This window comes from Streptomyces sp. Y309, assembly GCF_056712025.1.
Map to the genome: position 1 here is coordinate 534,423 of NZ_CM160048.1, position 23,041 is coordinate 557,463.

A 23,041-nucleotide genomic window follows, 5' to 3' on the forward strand; every position below is an offset into this window, starting at 1 on the left:
GTTCAACGGCTCGGCCCCGCCCGCAGGCACGTCAGTGGCCGGTGACCTGCTCCTCCTTCAGGTGGCGGTTGATGATCTCGCAGATCTCGGCGCCGGGCTTCGGCTCGTGCAGGCCGATGTGCGTGGCGTGGATGTCGTACGCGTGCACAGGCCCCTCGACGTGGGGCTCCCAGAGCGGGGCGTACGACTCGTCGCGGTCGAGGGCCGCGTTGAAGAACAGCGTGACCCCGCGGTAGCCCCGGGGCTGGCTGAACTCCCGCACCATGCGGACGTGTTCGACCAGAATGCGGGCGCCGTTCCCGACGAGCCGCTCGCGCTCGACGTCGTCGACGACGCCCGATGACGACAAGTAGTCCGCGATGTCGCCGCGCGCCGTGGACAGGTCGGGTGCCGCCCTCCGCCGGGCGAACCAGTCGCCGGGAACGGAGTCGAGGATCGCGAGCAGCGGCACCTCGTGCCCACGGCTCTGGAGCTCCACAGCGACGGCATGGCCGAGGGTGCCGCCGATGGAGTGCCCGATCACGTGGAAGGGCCCGGTCGGCTGGACGCTGAGGATCTGCTCCACGTAGTCGGTGACCATCGCCTCCATGGACTCCGGCAGCGGCGCCCCGTCGAAACCCCTGGCCTGGATGCCGTAGACAGGCCGGTCGCCCAGCTGGGCGGCCATGCCCAAGTAGGGCCAGCACAGCCCGAGGCCCGGGTGGATGAACCAGATGGGCCTGCCGCTCCCGCCACCCCGCAGCGGCAGGACCACCCCGAACGGGTCGGTGCGGCCCGTGGGCTCGGCCCCCGCGGTGAGGTACCGCGCCAGCTCCGCGACGGTCGGGCACTCGAACACAAGGCGCATCGGCACGTCCACCGTGAGCACCGACCGGATGCGGCTGACCAGGCGGGTCGCGAGCAAGGAGTGCCCGCCCAGGTCGAAGAAGCTGTCGTCGATCCCGACGCGGTCGACGCCGAGCACGCCGGCGACGACGCCCGCCAGGATCTCCTCCTGGGGTGTACGGGGAGCGCGGTAGGGAGCCGTGCCGGCGAATTCGGGCTGAGGCAGTGCCTTGTGGTCCACCTTTCCGTTCGGGGTCAGCGGGAGGCGGGCGAGGGACAGGTACGCCGACGGCACCATGTGTTCGGGCAGCCGGTCCGCCACGAAGGAGCGCAGCTCCGCCGGGGCCGGTCCGTCTGCCGTCGGATCGGCGGGCACCACATAGGCGACGAGCTGGTTGCCGGAGTCCGCGCCGGCCCGGGCGACCACCAGCGCCTGGGCGACCACATCGTGCCGCGCCAGGGCAGCCTCGACCTCGCCGGGCTCGACGCGGAAGCCGCGGATCTTGACCTGGGTGTCGGCGCGGCCGCGGAAGTCCAGGCGGCCGTCGTCGGTCCAGGCCACCACGTCGCCGGTGCGGTACATGCGCTCGCCCGGTGTACCGAAGGGGCAGGCGACGAAGCGTTCCGCGGTCAGGCCGAAGCGGCCCAGGTAGCCGCGGGCCAGGCCCGTCCCGGCCAGGTACAGCTCCCCGGGCACGCCCGGCGGCACCGGGCGCAGCGCGGAGTCGAGGACGTAGGCGCGCATGTTGTCCATGGGCCGGCCGATGGGGATCGCGACGGGGACCGCGTCGGCCTGGGGCACCGGTTCGCACGTCGCGAAGGTCGTGCCCTCCGTCGGCCCGTAGACGTTGACGACCCGTATCCCTGGACGGGCGCGCAAGGCCCGCCGCACCGCTTCGGGGGACGTGACCTCTCCGCCGGTCCAGATCTCCGTGAGGCCGGCGAGGGCCTCCGGCCGCACCTCGGCGATCACCTTGAACAGGCCCGACGACAGGAAGGCCCCGGTCACCCGGTGCTCCTCGACGGCCTGGGCCAGCGTGCCGGCGTCCAGGCGGCCGGGCGGCGCGACCACCAGCGTGCCGCCGCGCAGCAGTGGAATCCACAGCTCGTAGGTGGAGGCGTCGAAGGCCTGCGCCGAGTGCAGCAGCACCCGCGCGTGGGCGGCACCGGCGAAGCGGCCGTCGCGTGCCAGGTCGAGGACGGCGCGGTGGGTGGCGCCGACACCCTTGGGCCTGCCCGTGGAGCCGGAGGTGTACATCACGTACGCCAGCTGCTCCGCGTGCCCGGCCAGCTCCAGGGGCTCGGCCGCGGCGGCGGAGAGGGCCGCGCGCGTGTCCGGCTCGTCGAGGAGGAGGTACGGGCGGCCGCCGTCCGGCAGGCCCGCCGCGATCCCGGTGCGGGTGACCACCAGGACGGGTGCCGCGTCGTCCAGTACGAACGCCAGGCGCTCGGCGGGATACTCCGGGTCCAGCGGCAGATAGCTGCCGCCCGCCTTCAGGATGGCGAGCACGGTCACGACCTGCTCCACCGAACGCGGCAGGGCGAGACCCACGACCGAGTCCCGGCCCACGCCCCGCGCGGTCAGGACCCGGGCGAGCCGGTTCGCGCGCTCGTCCAGCTCCCGGTACGTCACCTCCCGCTCACCGGAGACCAGCGCGACCCGGTCCGGGCCCGCGGCCACCCGCTCCTGGAACGCCTCGGCGATGCCGCGCCCGGCCCGCTCCCGGCCGGTGTCGTTGAACCGCTCCAGGACCAGGTCGCGTTCCATGTCGTCCAGCGGAACCAGGCGGGCCACAGGAGTGTGCGGGTCGGCGGCGGCCAGGTCGAGGAGCTGCCCGAACCGGGCGGCGATCCGCTCCGCCGCGGCCCTCGGGAACAGGTTCTCCTGGTACTGGAGGTCCGCGCGCAGGTGCGGCTGCGCGGTGGCGACCACCGCGAGCGGGTAGTGGGTGCCGGTGACCGCGCGGACACCGGTGAGGGCGGCACCGGCCACCGCGTGCGCTTCCGCGAGGCCCGCCTGGTCCACCGGGTAGGACTCCAGGACGACCACGGTGTCGAACAGGGTCGGGAGCCCCAGGGCCTCGTGGATCTCGCTGAGGCCATGGTGCTGGTGGTCCAGCAGCGGTGTCCGGCGCTCCTGAAGACAGGCCAGGGTCTGCGCGAGCGTGGCCCCGGGCGCGGACGTGACGCGCACGGGCAGCGTGTTGATGAACAGGCCGACCATCTCGTCGACGCCCGGCACCTGCGGCGGCCGCCCGGAGACCGTCGTGCCGAGCACCACGTCCCGGCGCCCCGTCAGGTAGCCGAGGAGCACACCCCAGGTCCCCTGCAGCAGGGTGCTGAGGGTGACGCCCAGCTCGCTAGCCCTGCGGGACAGCTCCTCGGCGGTCCGCTCGGCCAGCGGCACCTCGATCTGGCCCAGACCGCCCGACTCGGCGGCGGCGATCCCGGCCGACGCGGCCAGGAGCGTCGGCTCCTCGACGCCCTCCAGCTCCCGCGCCCAGGCGCGGGCCGCCGACTCGCGGTCCTGCCGGGCCAGCCAGACCAGGAAGTCGCGGTAGGGCCGCACCCGGGGCAGCGCCGAGGCGTCCCCGCCCGAGCCGTACAGCCGCAGCAGGTCCCGCAGCAGGTGGGGCAGCGACCAGCCGTCGTACAGGGCGTGGTTGGCGGTGAAGACCAGTTCCGTGTGGTCCGGGCCCATGCGGACCAGGGTGATGCGCAGCAATGGCGGCTTGTCCGGCTCGAAGTGGGCGGCCTGGTCGGCGGCGAGCAGCCGCTCGAAGGCCGCGTCCTGTTCGGCCGCCGTGAGGTCGCCCAGGTCCACCGCATGCCAGGGCAGCTCCATGTGGTCGAGCACGAGCCGCACCTGCTCCCCGGCCGCGCTCGTGACGAAGGCGGTCCGGAGCGTGGCGTGCCGGTCGAGGAGGGCCTGCCCGGCCGCCCGCATGCGCTCGGGGTCCACGTCACCGGACAGCCGGAAGGTGAGCTGCGTGTGGTAGGCGTCGAACGACGACCCCGCGAGCATGCCGTGGAAGAGGATGCCCGCCTGGGTCGCCGTCACCGGCCACACGTCGGCGGCGGTGCCCGCGTACCGCTCGTGCCACCGGTCCAGGTCTCGCTGGGTCACCCGCACCAGGGGCACGTCGGACGGGGTGAGCCCGCCCGATCCGGGGGCGGCGGCGTGCCGTGCGAGGTTCTCCAGGGCCGTGCGCCACAGCTCGATCAGCTCGCGCGCCTCTTCGCGGCCGAGGAGTCCGCTCGGGAAGCGGATCTGTGCATGGAGCTGCGGGCCCTGCGCGGTGTCGGAGACCAGCGCGGTGACCTCGACCGTCGCCATCGCGGGCATGTCCGGGTCCAGGTCGGCGCCGATCAGGCCGTTGCCGTCGGCCGGCGTCCAGCCGAGGCCACGCTCTTCCTCGGGCGTGTCGTCCGCGGAGAACCGGCCCAGGTAGTTGAACGAGATCTGCCCGCCCGCAAACGCCTGGAGGACTTCGGCGGTTTCCGGGTTGAGGTAGCGCAGCAGCCCGTAGCCGATGCCCTTGTCCGGGACGGCGTGGAGCTGTTCCTTGACGGCCTTCAGGACCTGGCCCGCGGCCGGGCCGCCGCTGAAGGCGTCCTCCAGGTCGACACCCCCTACGTCCACACGCACGGGGAACAGGCTGGTGAACCAGCCCACGGTGCGGGACAGATCGGCCCCCGGCACCGCGGACTCCTCCCGGCCGTGCCCCTCCAAACGGATCATCGCCGCGGACTCGTCGACACCGCGCGCCCGCCGCCACTTCGCGAGCGCGAGCCCGAAGGCGGCGAGGAGGCCGTCGTTGACGCCCGTGCGGAAGGCGGCGGGCGCGGTGGTCAGGAGTGCCTCGGTGGCCGCCACCGGCAGCTCCATGGACACGTCCGCCACCGTGGCGGCCACGTCGACCGTGGGGTCGAACGCCCGGGAGCCGAGGTCTGGGTCGGGTGCGGCCACAACCTCGCGCCAGTAAGCGAGTTCGGCGGCGCGCTCGGGGCTCGTGGCCTGCTCGGCCAGGGCATGGGACCACCGCCGCACTGAGGTGGCGACCGGCGCGAGCCGGGGTGCCCGGCCCTCGCGGACGTGGCTCCAGGCGGTGGCGAGGTCGGGCAGCAGGATCCGCCAGGACACGCCGTCGACGAGGAAGTGGTGCAGGACGAGAAGCAGGCGGCCGGGCGTGTGAACACCCGCGTCGCACCAGACGAACTGCGCCATGACCCCGGCCGCCGGGTCGAGGCGGCCGGTGGCCCGGTCGAGCTCGGCGTCCGCGCGGTCACGCCAGGCGGCCTCTTCCCAGCGGCCGTCGCAGGCGACCCGGTGGATCAGCGTGGACGGGTCCACCGATCCGGGCGCGGAGGCCTCCAGGACCGGCTCGCCGTTCTCGGTGACCACGAGCCGCGAGCGCAGGATGTCGTGGTGGTCGAGGACCGCGCCCAGGGTGGCCGCGAGCTGCCGCTCATCGATGCCGCGCGGAAGCTCGACCGCCATGGACATCGCGAACCGGCCGAAGCCGCCGCCCCGCTCCGTCAGGTCCAGCAGGTAGCGGCCCACGGGCAGGAGCGGCATCCGGCCGACACCGCCCCCTTCCAATTCCGCGAGCACGGGGACGCCCCGGCCGTCGTGCGCGGTCCGCTCGGCGCGGTCCGCGAGTTCGGCGACGGTACGGCACTCGAAGATCTGCCGCGGGGTGACCTCGACGCCCTGCGCGCGGGCGCGCGAGACGACCTGGATGGAGCGGATGGAGTCGCCGCCGATGGCGAAGAAGTCGTCGTCGACGCCGACCCGGTCGAGGCCGAGGACCTCGGCGTACGCGGCAGCCAGGACTTCTTCGGCGACCGTGCGCGGTGCCTGGTGGGCACCGCCGGTGAACTCCGGCTCCGGCAGCGCCGAGCGGTCCAGCTTGCCGTTCGGGGCGAGAGGCAGCCGGTCCAGCGTCACGAACACCGACGGCACCATGAACTCGGGCAGGCGCCCGGCCGCGTATCGGCGCAGTTCGCGCTCGGAGACGTCCGGTGTGGCAACTTCCTTGTGGGGGGCGGGCACCACGTAGCCGACCAGCTGCGTGCTGCCGCGGACGTCCCGGGTGACGACGGCGGCCTGCGCCACACCCGGCTGGGCGGTGAGCGCCGCCTCTATCTCGCCCGGCTCGATGCGGAAGCCGCGCACCTTGACCTGCGCGTCGTCGCGGCCCACGTACTCCAGGTGTCCCTCGCGGGTCCAGCGGGCCAGGTCGCCGGTGCGGTACATGCGCGCGCCGACAGGGCCGAAGGGGTCCGGGAGGAAGCGTTCGGCGGTCAGCGGCGCCTGCCCGTGGTAGCCGCGCGCCACGTCGCCCGCGACGTACAGCTCGCCCACGACGCCGACGGGGACGGGGGCGAGCCCGGAGCCCAGGACGTAGGCGCGCATGTTGCCCAGCGGCGTGCCGATCGGGGCACTCGCGCCGCCGGTCCACTCGGCGCCGGCGGCGAAGACGGTGGCGTAGAACGACTCCGTCTGGCCGTAGGCGTTGACGACGCGCGCGCCGGGCAGGGCCTCGCGCACCGACCGCACCAGCGGGGCGGGCAGCGCCTCACCGGCGAAGACGACCGCGTCGGCCCGGATATCCTCGCCGCCCTGGTCGAGGAGTTCGGCGAACACCGAGGGCACGGTGCTGATCACGCCGCCCTCCCAGCCGCCGCGCTCACCGATCACCAGGACGTCCCGGACCAGTTCGACGGTGCCTCCGGCCGTGAGCGTGGTGACGATCTCGAACACCGACACGTCGAAGTTCACCGACGTGCCCGCGAGCGTCCTCGTGCCCGCGTGGATCTCCACCGCGTCGGCGAGCCGCAGCACGCCGTTGACGACGGCCCGATGGGTCACCGTCACGCCCTTCGGAGTGCCGGTGGAGCCGGAGGTGTACATCACGTACGCGGCGTTCAGCGGCAGCGCCCGCGCGAACGCGCCGTCCCGCGCGGGCGCGTCCAGGTCCAGGTCCTCGACGAGCAGGCTCGGGACTCCGACGTCCGGGAGCATGCCGACCGTGTCCGCGTCCGTCAGGACGAGCACGGGGCGGGCGTCCGCCAGGATGAAGTCCAGCCTGGAGCTGGGGTACCTCGGGTCGATGGGCACGTACGCGCCACCCGCGCGCCAGATCCCCAGCATCGCCACGACCAGGTCCGCCGAGCGCGGCAGCGCCAGACCCACGAGCGTCTCCGGCCCCACCCCACGGTCGGCCAGCTCACCCGCGAGGCGTTCGACGCGGGCGGCCAACTCCGCGTACGACCACCCCCGCTCCTCGCAGACCAGCGCCGTGGCCTCGGGCGCCGCCGCCACCCGCCGCGCGAACAGCTCGGCGACCGTCAGCTCCGGCGTCTCGGCCGCGGTGTCGTTGAAGCCGCGCAACACGAGCTCCCGCTCGTCCGGCCCGACGAGTTCGACACCATGCACGAGCTCGCGCGGGTCAGCGGTGAGCCGGTCGAGGAGGCGGACGTACCGGTCCGCGATCCCGCGGACCGTGGCCTTGTCGAAGAGGTCGGTGGCGTACTCCAAGGAGCCGATCACTCCGCCGAGCTCGGGCAGGTCGACCATGTTGAAGAAAAGGTCGAACTTCGCCGACTCGCTGCGCGTGCGCTCGAACTCCACCCGCAGCCCGGGCAGGTCGAAGCCGTCGAGGTCGAAGTTCTGCCAGGCGAACATCACCTGGAACAGCGGGGCGTAGGCCGTGGAGCGCTCCGGGTTGAGTTCCTCCACCAGTCGTTCGAAGGGGACGTCTTGGTGGTCGTAGGCGGCGAGGGATTTGGTGCGTACGTGGTCGAGTACGTCGGTGAAGGTCGGGTTGCCGTGCAGGCGGGTCCGTAGGACCCAGGTGTTGACGAAGAAGCCGACCATGTCGGTGAGGTTGTCGTCGGTGCGGTTGGCGATGGGTGAGCCGATGGTGATGTCGTCACCGCCGCCCAGGCCGTGCAACAGGACGACCAGGGCCGCTTCCAGGACCATCGCCTCCGTCGCCCCGTGCGCCCGGGCGAGGTCCGTCACGGCGCTCATGACCCGGCCGTCCACGGAGAACTCGACGGCGGCGCCGCGGTGACTGGCCTGGGGTGGCCGGGGGCGGTCGGTGGGCAGTTGCAGGGGCTGGGGGGCGTCAGCCAACTCTTCGCGCCAGTAGGCTACTTGGGTGGACAGGAGGCTGTCGGGATCGTTCTCGTCGCCGAGCAGGTCACCCTGCCAGAGCGTGTAGTCCACGTATTGGGCGGGCAGTTCCGTCCATTGCGGGACCTGGCCCGCCAGGTATGCGGTGTAGGCGGTGGCGAGGTCGCGGGCCATGGGGGCCATCGACGCGCCGTCGCAGGCGATGTGGTGCACCAGCCACACGAGCACGTGGTCCTTGGTGCCCAGGCGCAGGAGCACCGCCTTGACCGGGATCTCGGCGGACAGGTCGAAGCGGTGCGCGGCGAACGCAGCGAGGGCCGCCTCGACTCCGCCGGGATCGACATCCAGGACCGGCACGTCCACGTGGGCCTCGTGTACGGGCAGTACCCGCTGGAAGGGCACCCCCTGCTCGTCCTCGGCACACAGGGTGCGCAGGCTCTCGTGTCGCGCCACCACATCGCGTACCGCCTCCGCCAGCGCGTCGGCGTCGAGCTCACCCGTCAGCCGCAGCGGGAACGGCGCGTTGTACGTGGCCGAGGGCCCCTCGAACCGGTCGATGAACCACAGGCGGCGCTGCGCGTACGACAGCGGCACCCGCTCAGGCCGCGGCTCGACGCGGGTCAGCGGCGGCCGTACCCGCTCTCCCTGGTCGAGGCTTTCGGCCAGCGCGGCCACGGTGGGCGCTGCGAAGACGGTACGGATGGGCAGCTCCACACCGACGGCGGTGCGGATGCGGCTGACCAGGCGGGTGGCGAGGAGGGAGTGGCCGCCCAGGTCGAAGAAGCTGTCGTCGACGCCGACGTCGTCGATGCCGAGCACGTCGGCGAAGATGCCCGCGAGGATTTTCTCCTCGGGGGTGCACGGGGCGCGGTAGGGCTTGGCGCTGGTGAACTCGGGCTCCGGCAGCGCCTTGTGGTCCACCTTGCCGCTCGGGTTCAGCGGGATGCGCGCCAGCGGCACGAACGCGGCGGGCACCATGTGGTCCGGCAGCCGCGCCGCCGCGAAGAAGCGCAGTTCGGCGGGCTCGGGTCCGTTCTCCGGGTCGGTGAGGACCGTGTAGGCGATGAGCTGTTTGCCGAACTCCTCGCTGTCGCGGGCGACCACCAAAGCCTGGGCGATGGCGTCGTGCCGGGTCAGGGCCGCCTCGACCTCGCCGGGTTCGATCCGGAAACCCCGGATCTTGACCTGGGTGTCGGCACGGCCCTGGAAGACCATCTTGCCGTCCCGTGTCCACACGGCCACGTCGCCGGTGCGGTACATGCGCCCGCCGGGTGTGCCGAAGGGGCAGGCGACGAAGCGTTCGGCGGTGAGGCCGTGGCGGCCGAGGTAGCCGCGGGCCAGGCGGTCCCCGGCGATGTACAGCTCCCCGGGCACGCCCGGCGGGACCGGGCGGAGCGCGGAGTCCAGGAGGTGGACGCGGGTGCCGTCCATCGGCCGGCCGATCTCGCCGAGGACGCCGATCTCCTCGGGAGCGGTCACGGGGTGGATGGTGGTGGCCATGGTGGCCTCGGTCGGCCCGTACGCGTTGACCACGCGGATGCCCGGGCTGGCCGCGAGCACCCCCTCGAACGCGGAGCGGGACACCACATCGCCGCCGGACCACGCCTCGCGCACACCGGCGAAGGCCTCCGGCATCTCCTCGGCGACCACCCGGAACATGCCCGAGGAGGACATCACCGAGGTGAGGCGGTGTTCGCTCACCATGCGGGCGAGGGTGGCGGCGTCCATGCGCCCGGGCGGCGCCACGTACAGCGTGCCGCCCTTCAGGAGCGGGAACCACAGCTCGTAGGTGTTGGCGTCGAAGGCCTGCGGACACTGCGTCAGAACCCGTTCGTGGACGTCGGCGCGGTGCCTGCTGTCCGAGACGAGACGTATGACGCCGCGTTGGGTGACGCCGACGCCCTTGGGCCTGCCGGTGGAGCCGGAGGTGTACATCACGTACGCGAGCTGGTCGGGGTGCGCCGCGGTGGCCAGGGGCTCGGCCGACTGCCCGGCGAGCGCGGCCTCGGTGTCCGGCTCGTCCAGGACGAGGTACGGGCAGGCACCGTCCGGCAGGTTCGACGCGCTCCTGGTGCTGGTGACCACGAGGGGCGGTGCGGCGTCGCGCACCATGAACTCCAGGCGCTCGGCGGGGTATTCGGGGTCCAGGGGCAGATAGCAGCCGCCCGCCTTCAGAATGGCGAGCACGGTCACGATCTGCTCCGCCGAGCGGGGCAGGGCGAGGCCCACCACCGAGTCCCGGCCCACACCCCGCGCGGCGAGCAGCCGGGCGAGCCGGTTCGCGCGCGCGTCCAGCTCCCGGTAGGTCAGCCGCTGCTCGTCGCTGACGACCGCGAGCCGGTCCGGGGCCGCCGCGACCCGCTCCTCGAAGAGCTCCGCCATGGTGCGCCGCACGGCTGGCACCGCCGTGTCGTTGAAGCCCGTGAGGGTCAGCTCACGCTCGGGCGTCGCGAGCAGGTCCACCGACCCGATGCGCCGCCGGGGGTCGGCGGTGAGCTGTCCGAGCACCTGGACGTACCGGTCCGCGATCCCGCGGACCGTGGTCTCGTCGAAGAGGTCGGTGGCGTACTCCACCGAGCCCACGACCCCGCCGCGCCCGGGCTCTTCGATGAGGTTGAAGGTGAGGTCGAACTTCGCCGCCTGGCTGCGCATCCACTCGAACGCGGTCCGCACGCCGGGCAGCGCGAAGTCCTCGCTGCTGTAGTTCTGCCAGGCGAACATCACCTGGAACAGCGGGGCGTAGGCCGTGGAGCGCTCCGGGTTGAGTTCCTCCACGAGCCGCTCGAAGGGGACGTCTTGGTGGTCGTAGGCGGCGAGGGATTTGGTGCGTACGTGGTCGAGTACGTCGGTGAAGGTGGGGTTGCCGTGCAGGCGGGTCCGTAGGACCCAGGTGTTGACGAAGAAGCCGACCATGTCGGTGAGGTTGTCGTCGGTGCGGTTGGCGATGGGTGAGCCGATGGTGATGTCGTCACCGCCGCCCAGGCCGTGCAACAGCACGGCGAGTGCGGCCTGCAACACCATCGAGGGGGTTGCCCCGTGCGCGCGGGCCAGGTCCTCGACGGTGGCCATCTGGTGCGTGTCGAGGGTGAACTCCAGAGAGTCGCCGTGGTAGCCGGCCTGGGGTGGGCGGGGGCGGTCGGTGGGCAGTTGCAGGGGCTGGGGGACGTCGGCCAACTCCTCTTGCCAGTACGTGACTTGGGTGGACAGGGGGCTGTCGGGGTCGTTCTCGTCGCCGAGCAGGTCGCGCTGCCAGAGCGTGTAGTCCACGTATTGGGCGGGCAGTTCCGTCCAGCGCGGGGCTTGGCTCGCCAGGCGTGCGGTGTAGGCGGTGGCGAGGTCGCGGGCCATGGGGGCCATCGACGCGCCGTCGCAGGCGATGTGGTGCACCAGCCACACGAGCACGTGGTCCTTGGTGTCCAGGCGCAGGAGCACCGCCTTGACCGGGATCTCGGCGGACAGGTCGAAGCGGTGGGAGGTGAAGTCCACGATCGCGCGTGCCAGTCCGGCCGGTTCCACGTCCACGACGGGAATCTCCGGGCGGGCCTCGTGCACGGGCACCACTCGCTGGAAGGGCACGCCGTCCTCGTCCTCGGCGAAGACGGTGCGCAGGCTCTCGTGCCGCGCCACCACATCGCGTACCGCCTCGGCCAGCGCGTCGGCGTCGAGCTCCCCCGTCAGCCGCAGCGGGAACGGCGCGTTGTACGTGGCCGAGGGCCCCTCGAACCGGTCGATGAACCACAGGCGGCGCTGGGCGAAGGACAGCGGCACGCGCTCGGGGCGCGGGGTCACACGGGTGAGCGGCGGCCGTACCCGCTCTCCCCGCCCCAGGTGGTCCGCCAGTTCCACGACGGTCGGGGCGGAGAAGACGACGCGGATGGGCAGTTCCACCCCGAGGGCCGTACGGATGCGGCTGACCAGGCGGGTGGCGAGCAGGGAGTGGCCGCCCAGGTCGAAGAAGCTGTCGTCGACGCCGACCCGCTCCAGACCGAGCACTTCGGCGAACAGGCCGCACAGCAGCTCTTCCTGCGGTGTGCGCGGGGCCCGGCCCGTGGCCGCAGCCGCGAAGTCAGGGGCGGGCAGCGCCTTGCGGTCCAGCTTCCCGTTCGCCGTCAGCGGCAGCTCGGGGATGGCCACCACGGATGCGGGCACCAGGTGCTCGGGCAGCCGCTCGGCGAGGTACTCGCGCAGGGAACCCTCCGCACCCGGCAGCGGACCCGTCCCGTCGAGCCCCGGGCCGTCCGGGTGCGGCACCACATACCCCACCAGGCGCCGCTCGCCCAACTGGTCCTCGCCGAACGTCACCAGCGCGTGCGCGACGCCCGGGTGCTCGGCCAGCACGCTCTCGATCTCACCCGGCTCGACCCGGAAGCCGCGGATCTTGACCTGCGTGTCCACCCGGCCCCGGAAGTCCAGACGGCCGTCCGCGGTCCAGGCCACCACGTCGCCGGTGCGGTACATGCGCTCACCAGGCGCGCCGAACGGGCAGGCCACAAAGCGCTCGGCGGTCAGGGCGAAGCGGCCCAGGTAGCCGCGGGCCAGGCCCGTCCCGGCCAGGTACAGCTCGCCGGGCACACCCGGCGGCACCGGACGCAGCGCGGCGTCCAGCACGTAGGCGCGCATGTTGTCCAAGGGCCGCCCGATGGGGATCGAGTCGGGGACCGCGTCGGCGTGGGGAACCGGTTCGCACGTCGCGAAGGCGGTGGCCTCGGTGGGCCCGTAGCCGTTCACGACCAGGACGTCCGGGCAGCTGCGCAGCGTGGCGCGCGCCGCCGCAGGGGACACCACGTCACCGCCGGCCCAGATCTCCTTCACGCCGGAGAAGGCATCCGGGCGTACCTCGGCGATCACCTTGAACAGGCCCGCGGTGATCCACATCGCGGTCACCCCGTGATCTCGGACGACCCGAGCCAGCGTGGTGGCGTCCAGGCGGCCGGGCGGGGCGAGCACCAGGGTGCCGCCGCGCAGCAGCGGAATCCACTGCTCGTAGGTGGAGACGTCGAAGGCCTGAGCCGAGTGGTGCAGCACCCGCCGGTGCGCGTCCGCCGCGTAGCGGTGGTCCAGGGCGAGGTCGACCACGGCCTCGTGGGTGACGCCGACGCCCTTGGGCCTGCCCGTCGAGCCGGAGGTGTACATCACGTACGCCAACTGCCCGGGGCGGGCGGACGCCGCCACCGGTCCGGGCGCGTCCCGCGTCAGGGCCGCGCGCGTGTCCGGCTCGTCGAGGACGAGGTACGGGCGGCCGGCGGCCGGCAGGCCCGCCGCGATCCCGGCGTGCGTCACCACCAGGAGCGGGTCCGCGTCCCGGAGCAGGAACTCCAGGCGCTCGGCCGGATAGTCGGGGTCGACGGGCAGATAGCAGCCGCCCGCCTTCAAGACCGCGAGGAGCGTCACGATCTGGTCCGTCGAGCGCGGCAGCGCCAGACCCACGACGGTCTCCGGCCCCGCGCCCCGGCCGGTCAGCATCCGCGCGAGCCGCTCGGCCCGGGCGTCGAGCTCCGCGTACGAGAGCTCCTCCTCACCGCACACCAGGGCGACCGCGTCCGGCGTGGCCGCCACCTGGCGCGCGAACAGCTCCGGAATCGTCACGTCGGGCGTCTCGGCGGCGGTGTCGTTGAACCCGTACAGCACGAGCTCCCGCTCGTCCGGCTCGACGATCTCCACGGCGCCGACGCGCTGCCGCGGCTCGGCGACGAGCCGCCCGACCAGCCGGGTGAAGCGGTCGGCGAGCCGCTGGACACTGTCGCGGTCGAAGAGGTCAGTGGCGTACTCGAGGTGGCCGACGACGTCCTCGCCGGGCTCCTCGACCAGGTTGAAGAAGAGGTCGAACTTCGACGAGCGGCTGTGCAGCCACTCCAGCTCGACCTCCACGCCGGGTAGCGCGAAGTCCTCGCGGCTGTTGTTCTGCCAGGCGAACATGACCTGGAACAGCGGCGAATAGGCCGTCGAGCGCTCCGGGTTGATCACTTCCACGAGTCGCTCGAAGGGCACGTCCTGGTGGTCGTAAGCGGCGAGGGACTTGGCACGAACCTGCTCCAGCACGTCCGTGAACGTAGGGTTGCCGTCCAGGCGGGCGCGCAGGACCCAGGTGTTGACGAAGAACCCGACCATGTCGGTGAGGCTCTCGTCGGTCCGGTTGGCGATGGGCGAGCCGATGGTGATGTCGTCCCCGCCTCCCAGGCCGTGCAACAGGACGGCCAGAGCCGACTCCAGCACCATCGAGGAGGTCGCCCCATGGGCGCGGGCGAGCTCATCGACGGCCGCCATCAGCTGCGCGTCGAGGGTGAACTCCAGGGAATCGCCGCGGTAGCCGGCCTCTGCCGGACGGGGCCGGTCGGTGGGCAGTTGCAGGGGCTGCGGGACGTCGGCCAGCTCCTCGCGCCAGTAGGCGACCTGGGCCGACAGCAGGCTGTCGGGGTCACTCTCGTCGCCGAGGAGCTGGTGCTGCCACAGGGTGTAGTCGACGTACTCGGCGGGCAGTTCCGTCCAGCGCGGGGCCTGGCCCGCCAGGCGTGCGGTGTACGCGGTGGCCAGGTCGTGGGCCATCGGCGTCATCGAGGCGCCGTCGCAGGCGATGTGGTGCACCAGCCACACCAGCACGTGCTCGCGTGCGCTCAGGCGCAGCAGCACCACCTTGATCGGAATCTCGGTGGCCAGGTCGAAGCGGTGCGCGGCGACCTTCTCGACGGCCGAGGCGACGCCCCCGGACTCCACGTCCACGACGGGCACGTCCAGACGGGCCTCGTGGACGGGCAGCACCGTCTGGAAGGGCACGCCGTCTTCGCCCTCGGTGAAGACGGTCCGCAGGCTCTCGTGGCGAGCCACCACGTCCCGCATGGCGTCGGCGAGCGCCGTCGCGTCCAGTTCGCCGCGCAGGTGCAGCGGGAACGGCGCGTTGTAGGTGTTCGCCGAGGGTCCTTCGAAGCGGTCGAGGAACCACAGGCGGCGCTGGGCGAAGGACAGCGGCACCCGCTCGGGGCGCGGAGTGACGCGGGTGAGCGGGAGGCGCACCCGGTCGCCCCGGCCCAGGTGGTCCGCCAGTTCCACGACGGTCGGGGCGGAGAAGACGACGCGGATGGGCAGTTCCACGCCGAGCACTGCCCGTACCCGGCTGACCAGGCGCGTGGCAAGCAGTGAGTGGCCGCCCAGGTCGAAGAAGTTGTCGTCGATGCCGACCCGGTCCAGGCCCAGGACCTCGGCGAACAGGCCGCACAGCAGCTCTTCCTGCGGTGTGCGCGGGGCCCGGCCCGTGGCCGCGGCCGCGAAGTCAGGGGCGGGCAGCGCCTTGCGGTCCAGCTTGCCGCTCGCGTTCAACGGCACCTCGGCGATGGCCACCACGGAGGCGGGCACCAGGTGCTCCGGCAGCCGCTCGGCAAGGTAGTCGCGCAGCGAGCCGACCAGTGTGCCGATCCGGGCCGCGGCGGCGGGGTCGCTGGCCAGCGTCCGGCCGGTCCGGTGGTCGGCCCGGTCGGCGGCGGCGTACCCGCCGGATATCAGCCGCCCGGCCACCGGCCGTCCGTCCGGGAACACGACCGCGTCGAAGCACTCGAAGGCCGTGGACGACCACGTCAGGACAACGCTGTAGCCGTGCTCGGCCGCCCAGTCGTGAAGGTCCTGCGGGTCCAGGGCGGCGCCCGCCACGGCGGGCGCGTCGATCACGGACATCGCGGTGGCCGCCTCGGCCTCTCCGCTGAGGCGGGCGTTGGGGATGCCCGCCACCCGCAGCGGGGCGTCGCCCTGGGCACGGCAGCGCTCGCGCAGGGCGGTGAGGTCGCCGACCTGGCGGCCCCACCGCAGGGTAGGTGTCTCGTCGGCCGCCACCGGCTTGACCGGGGTCTTGTGGAGGGTGACCTCGTAGCGATGGCGGGTCAGTTCGTTGTGCGCCCGGCCCGGCTTCAGCCGGATGTCCACCCCGGCCGCGCCGTGCCGCAGGCCCCAGCGCGTGAACCAGTCCGGGTCCAGCACCAGTTCCGGCTCCATCAGCATCGAGCGGGCCACCGCCGCCCGCGCCACCGACGGTGCCGCCTCCGGATGCTGCGCCCGCTGCACCCCGGCCCGGAACAGCCGCAGGGTGGCCGCGTTGCGCACATCACCGACCACGATCCTTCCGCCCGGGGCGAGTAACTCGAAGGCCTGCGCGAGGACCCGGTCCAGGTAGTCGGTGTCGGGGAAGTACTGCACCACCGAGTTCAGGACCACGGTGTCGAAGTGCCCACGCGGCAGCCCCGACACATCGTCCGCCATCTGGTGGCGCAGGGTGACCTTGTCCTCGTACCCGGCCCGCGCGACCTCCTGTCCGAGCCGCCCGATGACCTGGGAGGACAGATCCGTCGCCCAGTACTCCGCCACGTCCGCGAGGAGCTGCGACATCAACAGGCCGGAGCCGACACCGAGCTCCACGACCCGGCGCGGCCCCCAGCAGGCGATCTGTTCCACCGCGGCGTCGCGCCACTCCCGCATCTCGGGCAGCGGGACCGGCCGCCCGGTGTAACTGGAGTCCCAGCCGGTGAAGTCCTCACCCCACACCGTGGCCGCGGCCGAGTAGACCTGGTCGTAGATCTCTTCCCACTGGCCCACCTGCCGGAAGGCGTCCCCGGCGTGGTCCGCGCCCTCCGGGTGCGGCACCACATAGCCCACCAGGTGCCGCTCGCCCGTCTGGTCCTCGCCGAACGTCACCACCGCGTGCGCGACGCCCGGGTGGTCCGCGAGCGCCGCCTCGACCTCGCCCGGCTCGACCCGGAAGCCGCGGATCTTGACCTGGGTGTCTGCCCGGCCCTGGAAGACCAGACGGCCTTCCGGCGTCCAATGGGCCACATCCCCGGTGCGGTACATGCGCTCGCCCGGCTTGCCGAAGGGGCAGGCCACGAAGCGTTCCGCGGTCAGGCCATGGCGTCCGAGGTAGCCGCGGGCCAGGCGGTCGCCGGTGATGTACAGCTCGCCGGGGACGCCCGGCAGGACCGGGCGGAGCGCGGAGTCGAGGACGTACAGGCATGTGCCGTCCATCGGCAGCCCGACCTCGCCCGTCACGCCGATCTCCTCAGGGGCGGTCACGGGGTGGATGGTGGTGGACATCGTCGCCTCGGTCGGCCCGTAGCCGTTGATCACGCGGATGTCCGGGCAGGCGGCGAGGATCTCCTCGAAGGCGGAGCGCGGTACGACGTCACCGCCGGACCACGCCTCGCGCACGCCGGCGAAGGCTTCCGGCATCTCCTCGGCGACCACCTTGAACATGCCCGCGGAGGACATCACCGAGGTGAGGCGGTGTTCGGTCACCATGCGGGCGAGGGTGGCGGCGTCCAGGCGTCCGGGCGGCGCGATCACGAGGGTGCCCCCCTTGAGGAGGGGGAACCACAGCTCGTAGGTGTTGGCATCGAAGGCCTGCGGGCACTGCATGAGTACGCGCTCGTGGGCGCCGTCGCGGTGCCCGCTGTCCGACATGAGGCGTACGACACCGCGCTGGGTGACGCCGACCCCCTTGGGCCTGCCGGTGGATCCGGACGTGTACATCACGTATGCGAGCTGGTCGGGGTGCGCCGCGGTGGCCAGGGGCTCGGCCGACTTCCCGGCGAGCGCGGCCTCGGTGTCCGGCTCGTCGAGGCGCAGGTACGGGCAGACACCGTCCGGCAGTTCTGCCGCGATCCGGGCATGGGTGACCACCAGGACCGGTGCGGCGTCGCGGAGCATGAACTCCAGGCGCTCCGCGGGGTATTCCGGGTCCAGGGGCAGATAGCAGCCGCCCGCCTTGAGGATCGCGAGCACGGTCACGACCTGGTCCGCCGACCGGGGCAGGGCAAGGCCGACCACCGAGTCCCGCCCCACGCCGTGGGCGGCAAGCACGCGCGCGAGCCGGTTCGACCGCTCGTCCAGCTCCCGATACGTCAGCTCCTGTTCACCGCAGACCACCGCGACCCGGTCCGGACCCGTCGCCACCTGCTCGGCGAAGAGCTCCGCCATGGTGCGTTCCACTACGGGCGCGGCGGTGTCGTTGAAGTCGGTGAGGAGCTGCTCGCGTTCAGCGGGCGCGAGTACGTCGATGTGGCCGACCCGGGCCTTGGGGTCCTCGGTGATCCGCGTCAGGACGCGGGCGAAGCGCGTGGCGTAGTCGTCGGCGGTGGCCTGGTCGAAGGCGTGCCGTTGGAACTGGATGTTCAGGCGGGGGTGCGGGCCGTCGGGGTAGACGAAGACGGCCAGCGGATAGTGGCTGGGGGTGAAGGCGCGGATGCCGGTGACGGAGATCCCGGCCGCGGCGCTCGCCTCGGCGATGGCCGCCCGGTCCATCGGGAAGGACTCGAAGCCTATGACAGTGTCGAACAGCGTCTTGTGGCCCGTGAGCCGGTGCAGGTCGCTGAGTGCATGGTGGTGGTGGTCCTGCAGCGCGCCCTGGCGGTCCTGGAGACCGGCCAGGAGATCGGCGAGCGTGTCCGACGGCGCGCAACGCACCCGTACGGGGAGGGTGTTGAGGAACATGCCGACGATCGAGTCCACGCCGGGCAGCTCGGGCGGGCGCCCGGCGACGCCGGAGCCGAGCACCACGTCCTGACGGCCCGTCATTTGTGCGAGGAGCAGAGCCCAGGCGCCCTGGATGACGGTGTTGAGGGTCAGGCCCAGCTCGGCGGCCGTGCGCGCGAGGTCACCGGCCTGCTCGGCGGTCAGGGGTACGTCGACCTGACCGATGCCGAAACTGCCGCCGGGCCCCGTGGCGGGAGCAAGCAGCGTCGGTTCCTCTAAGCCGTCCAGCTCCTGGCGCCAGGCGCGCGCCGAGGCGTCGGTGTCCCGCTCGGCCAGCCAGGTGAGGAAGTCGCCGAAGCCTCGATGACGCGGTGCCCCGCTCGCGGCCTCGCCGCTGTCGTAGCAGCGCAGCAGGTCGCCCACCAGGACCGGCACCGACCAGCCGTCGAACAGGACGTGGTGCGAGGCCACGACCAGCTCGAAGCGCTCCTCGCCGAGGCGCACCAGGTGCAGGCGCAGCATCGGCGGCTCTGCCGGGTCGAAGTGCTCTTCGAGGTCGGCGGACAGGATGTCCTCGAAGGCTTCGTCCTGGGCCGGGCCGGTGAGGTGGCCGAGGTCGGTGTACGCGTAGGGCACCTGCACGCCGTCTATGACGAGTTGAACCAGGCTGCCGTCGGCGTCCGGGACGAAGGCGGTGCGCAGGACCTGGTGCCGGTCCAGGAGCGCCTGCCCGGCGGTGCGCATGCGCTCGGTGTCGACGGGTCCGAATAAGTGCAGGGTGTACTGCTCTTGGTAGGTGTCGAACGAACCGTTGCCGCCGGTGGTTCCCGTGCCGGTGGCCGCTTCGGCGTCGGTGGCGTGCAGCTGGCTGTGGAAGAGGATGCCGGACTGCACGGGCGAGGTCGGCCAGATCTCGGACAAGCCGGGGTAGCGCTGTTCCCAGCGGTCGATGTCGGCCTGGGTGACCGCGACCAACGGCGCGTCGGAAGGCGTGAGTCCGCCCGCGTGGGCACGGCTCGCGTGCCGGGCCAGGGCGGTGAGGGCCTGAACCCACAGGTCGGCCAGTTCACGGACGTCCTCGGGAGCGAGCACGCCTTCCGGGGCGGCGAACAGGCCGCTCAGGCACGGGCCCTGGGCGGTGTCGGTGACCGCGGCATTGATGTCCAGCTCGGCCAGGGCGGGCATGCGGGGGTCGTGGGCGGCGTCCAGGACCGCCAGCTCGGCCACGTCCTGGGCCTGGGTGAAGCCCAGACCTTGTAGCTCGGCGGGCATGTCCGCGGCCGAGGAGAAGCGGCCCAGGTAGTTGAAGGAGACCTGGCCGAGGGAATGGGGCGCCAGCGACAGCGCGGTGTCGGGGTTGAGATGACGCAGCAGGCCGTAACCGATGCCCTTGTCCGGGATCGCGCGCAACTGCTCCTTGACCGCCTTGACGGCATCCCCGGCCGCCTCCCCGCCCGCGAAGGCGTCCGCCAGATCGGTGCCCGCCAGGTCCAGCCGGACGGGGAAGACACTGGTGAACCAGCCCACCGTACGGGCCAGATCGGCACCCGGTGCGGCGGCCTCCTCGCGGCCGTGGCCCTCCAGACGGATCAGCGCCGACGACTCCCGCACCCCGCGCGCCTGCCGCCACCGGGCCAGCGCCAGCGCGAGCGCGGCCAGGAGCCCGTCGTTGACCTCACCGCGGAAGGCGGCGGGCAGCTCGCCCAGGACGGCCTCGGTTACGTCCGCGGGCAGTTCGACGCGGGTCTCGCGCACCGTGGCCCGTACATCCACGGCCGGGTCGACGAGCCGACTGCCGAGGAGCGGGTCGGGGCCGTTGACGATGGACCGCCACAAGTCGAGCTCGGCCACCCGGCCGGGACTTGCGGCCGCCTCGGCCAGGGCGTGCGCCCAGCACCGCACCGACGTACCCACGGCCGGAAGCCGAGGCACCCGCCCGTCGCGGACCTGGCCCCAGGCGGCCGCAAGATCGGGCATCAGCACACGCCAGGACACCCCGTCGACTACCAGGTGATGCAGCACCACCAGCAGCCGCCCTGCCCTCTCGGGTCCGGCATCGAACCACACGAACTGAGCCACCACACCCGCACCCGGGTCCAACCGGCCCGCGGCTTCGTCCAGTTCGGCCAGCAGCAGCGACCGCCACGTCTCCGCGCGCGCCGCCCAGTCGCCCTCGTACGCCACGCGGCGCACCAGCGACGCCACGTCCACCGTGCCCGTTCCGGCGACCACCAGACCGCCCTCACCCTCCTCCACCAAACGGCAGCGCAGCAGGTCGTGCCGGTCCACGACCGCCGCCAGCGTCCGGGTCAGGCCCTCCTCATCGATACCGTCGGGCAGATCGAGGACCATCGCCTGCAAGAACCGCTCGAAACCCGGACCCAAGTCCTTCAGCCAACGCGCCACCGGAAGCAGCGGCATCCAGCCCGTGCCGCCACCGTCCAGCTCCTGGAGGACCGGTGCCGCGGCTCCCTGGGCTCCGGCGGCCTCCGCGAGGCGGGCAACCGTACGGCACGCGAAGACCTGCCGGGAGGTGATTTCCACACCTTGGGCACGTGCCCGCGAGACCAACTGGAGGGACTGGATGCTGTCGCCGCCGAGCGTGAAGAAGTCGTCGTCGACGCCGACCCGGTCGACCGCGAGGACCTCGGCGAACAGCCGCGCCAGCGCTTCCTCGGGCGCCGACTGCGGCGCCCGGTAGCGGCTTCCCTGGAACACCGGTTCGGGCAGGGCCGCCTTGTCCACCTTGCCGTTGGGCGTCAGCGGCAGCCGGTCGAGCACCAGGACCCGCGCCGGGACCATGAATTCCGGCAGGCGCCCGGCCACGAACGCCCGCAGCTCGCCCGGCCCGAACCCGGCGTCGAGGGCCAGATGCCCGGTGCCGCGTCCCACCTGCTGCTGCACGTCGGCCTCGGCGGGCACGACGTACGCGATGAGCTGCTTACCCCGGCTGCCGTGCGCCGCGTGTGCGTCGCCTGCGTCGTACGTGGTGACGACGGCGTGCGCCACCCGCGGGTGGGCCGCGAGCGCCGCCTCGACCTCGCCGGTCTCGATGCGCAGACCCCGGACCTTCACCTGGTCGTCGGAGCGGCCCAGGTACTCCAGCTGACCGTCGTCCCCCTGGCGTACGACGTCCCCGGTGCGGTACATCAGTGCGCCCGCGGGGCCGAACGGGTCGGCGAGGAACCGGGCCGCGGTGAGACCGGGACGGTTCAGATAGCCGCGGGCCAGGCTCGGACCCGCCACGTACAACTCGCCCGCTGTGCCGGGCGCCACCGGGTCGAGGTGCTCGTCGAGCACATAGAGGCGGGAGCCGGTGACAGGTGTGCCGATCGGGGCGCGGTCGGAGGCCAAGGACGTGCTGAGGGCGGCGCAGACGGTGGTCTCGGTGGGGCCGTAGGCGTTGACGAAGCGGCGGCCTGGGCCCCACTGGGCGGCCAGGTGGGGCGGGCAGGCCTCGCCGGCGACGATGAGTGTGTTGAGGCCGGTGAGCGTCGTGGGAGCGTCCGCGGGCAGCGTGGTCACCACCGCCGGCGGCAGCGTGGCGTGGGTGACGCGGCTGTCGGCGAGAAGCTGGGCGAGTTCGTCGCCGACGAGGCGCGCCTGCTCGGGTACGACGAGGGCGGCACCGTTGGTGAGGGCCATCAGCGCGTCCCACACCGCCGCGTCGAAGCTGGGCGAGGCGAACTGCAGGACGCGCGCGTCGGGCGTGACGTCGAAGCGCGCGCGGTGCGTCGCGCGCAGCGCGGCGAGTCCGCCGTGGGTGACGGCGACGCCCTTGGGCCGGCCGGTGGAACCCGAGGTGTAAATGACGTAGGCGCTGTTGGCCACCGCGGGGCGGGGCCGGTCGGCATCGGTCAGCGGGGAGGCGTCCGCCGCGGCGACTTCAGCCGCCGACTCCGCCGCGTCCAGGCTCAGGACGGGCGCGGGCAGGGCGGGAAGCCGTCCGGCGACGGCCGTCTCGGACAGGACGAGGCCGGCCCGCGAGTCCGTCACCATGAACGCGAGCCGCTCGGCGGGATAGTCAGGGTCCAGGGGAAGGTACGCACCGCCCGCCTTGAGCACCGCGAGCGCCGAGGCCCAGAAGCGTGGCGATCGCGGCAGCGCGACGCCGACGATCGACTCACGGCCCACGCCGCGCCCGACGAGGAGTCGCGCCAGCCGGTTCGCCCAGGCGTCCAGCTCCCGATACGTCAGTTGTTCTGTACCGGACACCACGGCCACCGCATCCGGTGACGCCATCACCTGCCGGTCGAACAGCTCGGAGAACGTCGTCATCGGCATTTCCGTGGTCGAGGCGGAATCTAACATTCCGAAAAACTCCCTCTCTGGATTGCTGGCCGCCCCCGGGAGGGGGCGACCCTCAGTACCCCTTACTCAAGGTTCCAGGCCGCCACACGCGATCACAATTTTTTGTCCGGGCAACGGGACAGACGTAGTTGGCTCGGCCACCAATCAACCGGCAAGGAAACGGCCAGATTTCACTGGAATCGGAACCCGAGTTCGGCGGACAGGGAAGGAGCGCGAAGTCGGAAAACCGTGGAGCGCAGCGAGCAAACCCTTAACGAATTCACCGCCTTCTCCCACACCGTGAACCATGACGCCATGGTCGACTTCACGCCAAGA

At 72.5% G+C, this 23,041-nt stretch carries 1 pseudogene; it reads right to left on the reverse strand.

What is annotated here, in order from left to right:
- Positions 1 to 31: 31 nt before the first annotated feature.
- Positions 32 to 22,738, reverse strand: a pseudogene (locus AC0KTA_RS02235) (non-ribosomal peptide synthase/polyketide synthase); the annotation flags it as partial.
- Positions 22,739 to 23,041 lie beyond the last annotated feature (303 nt).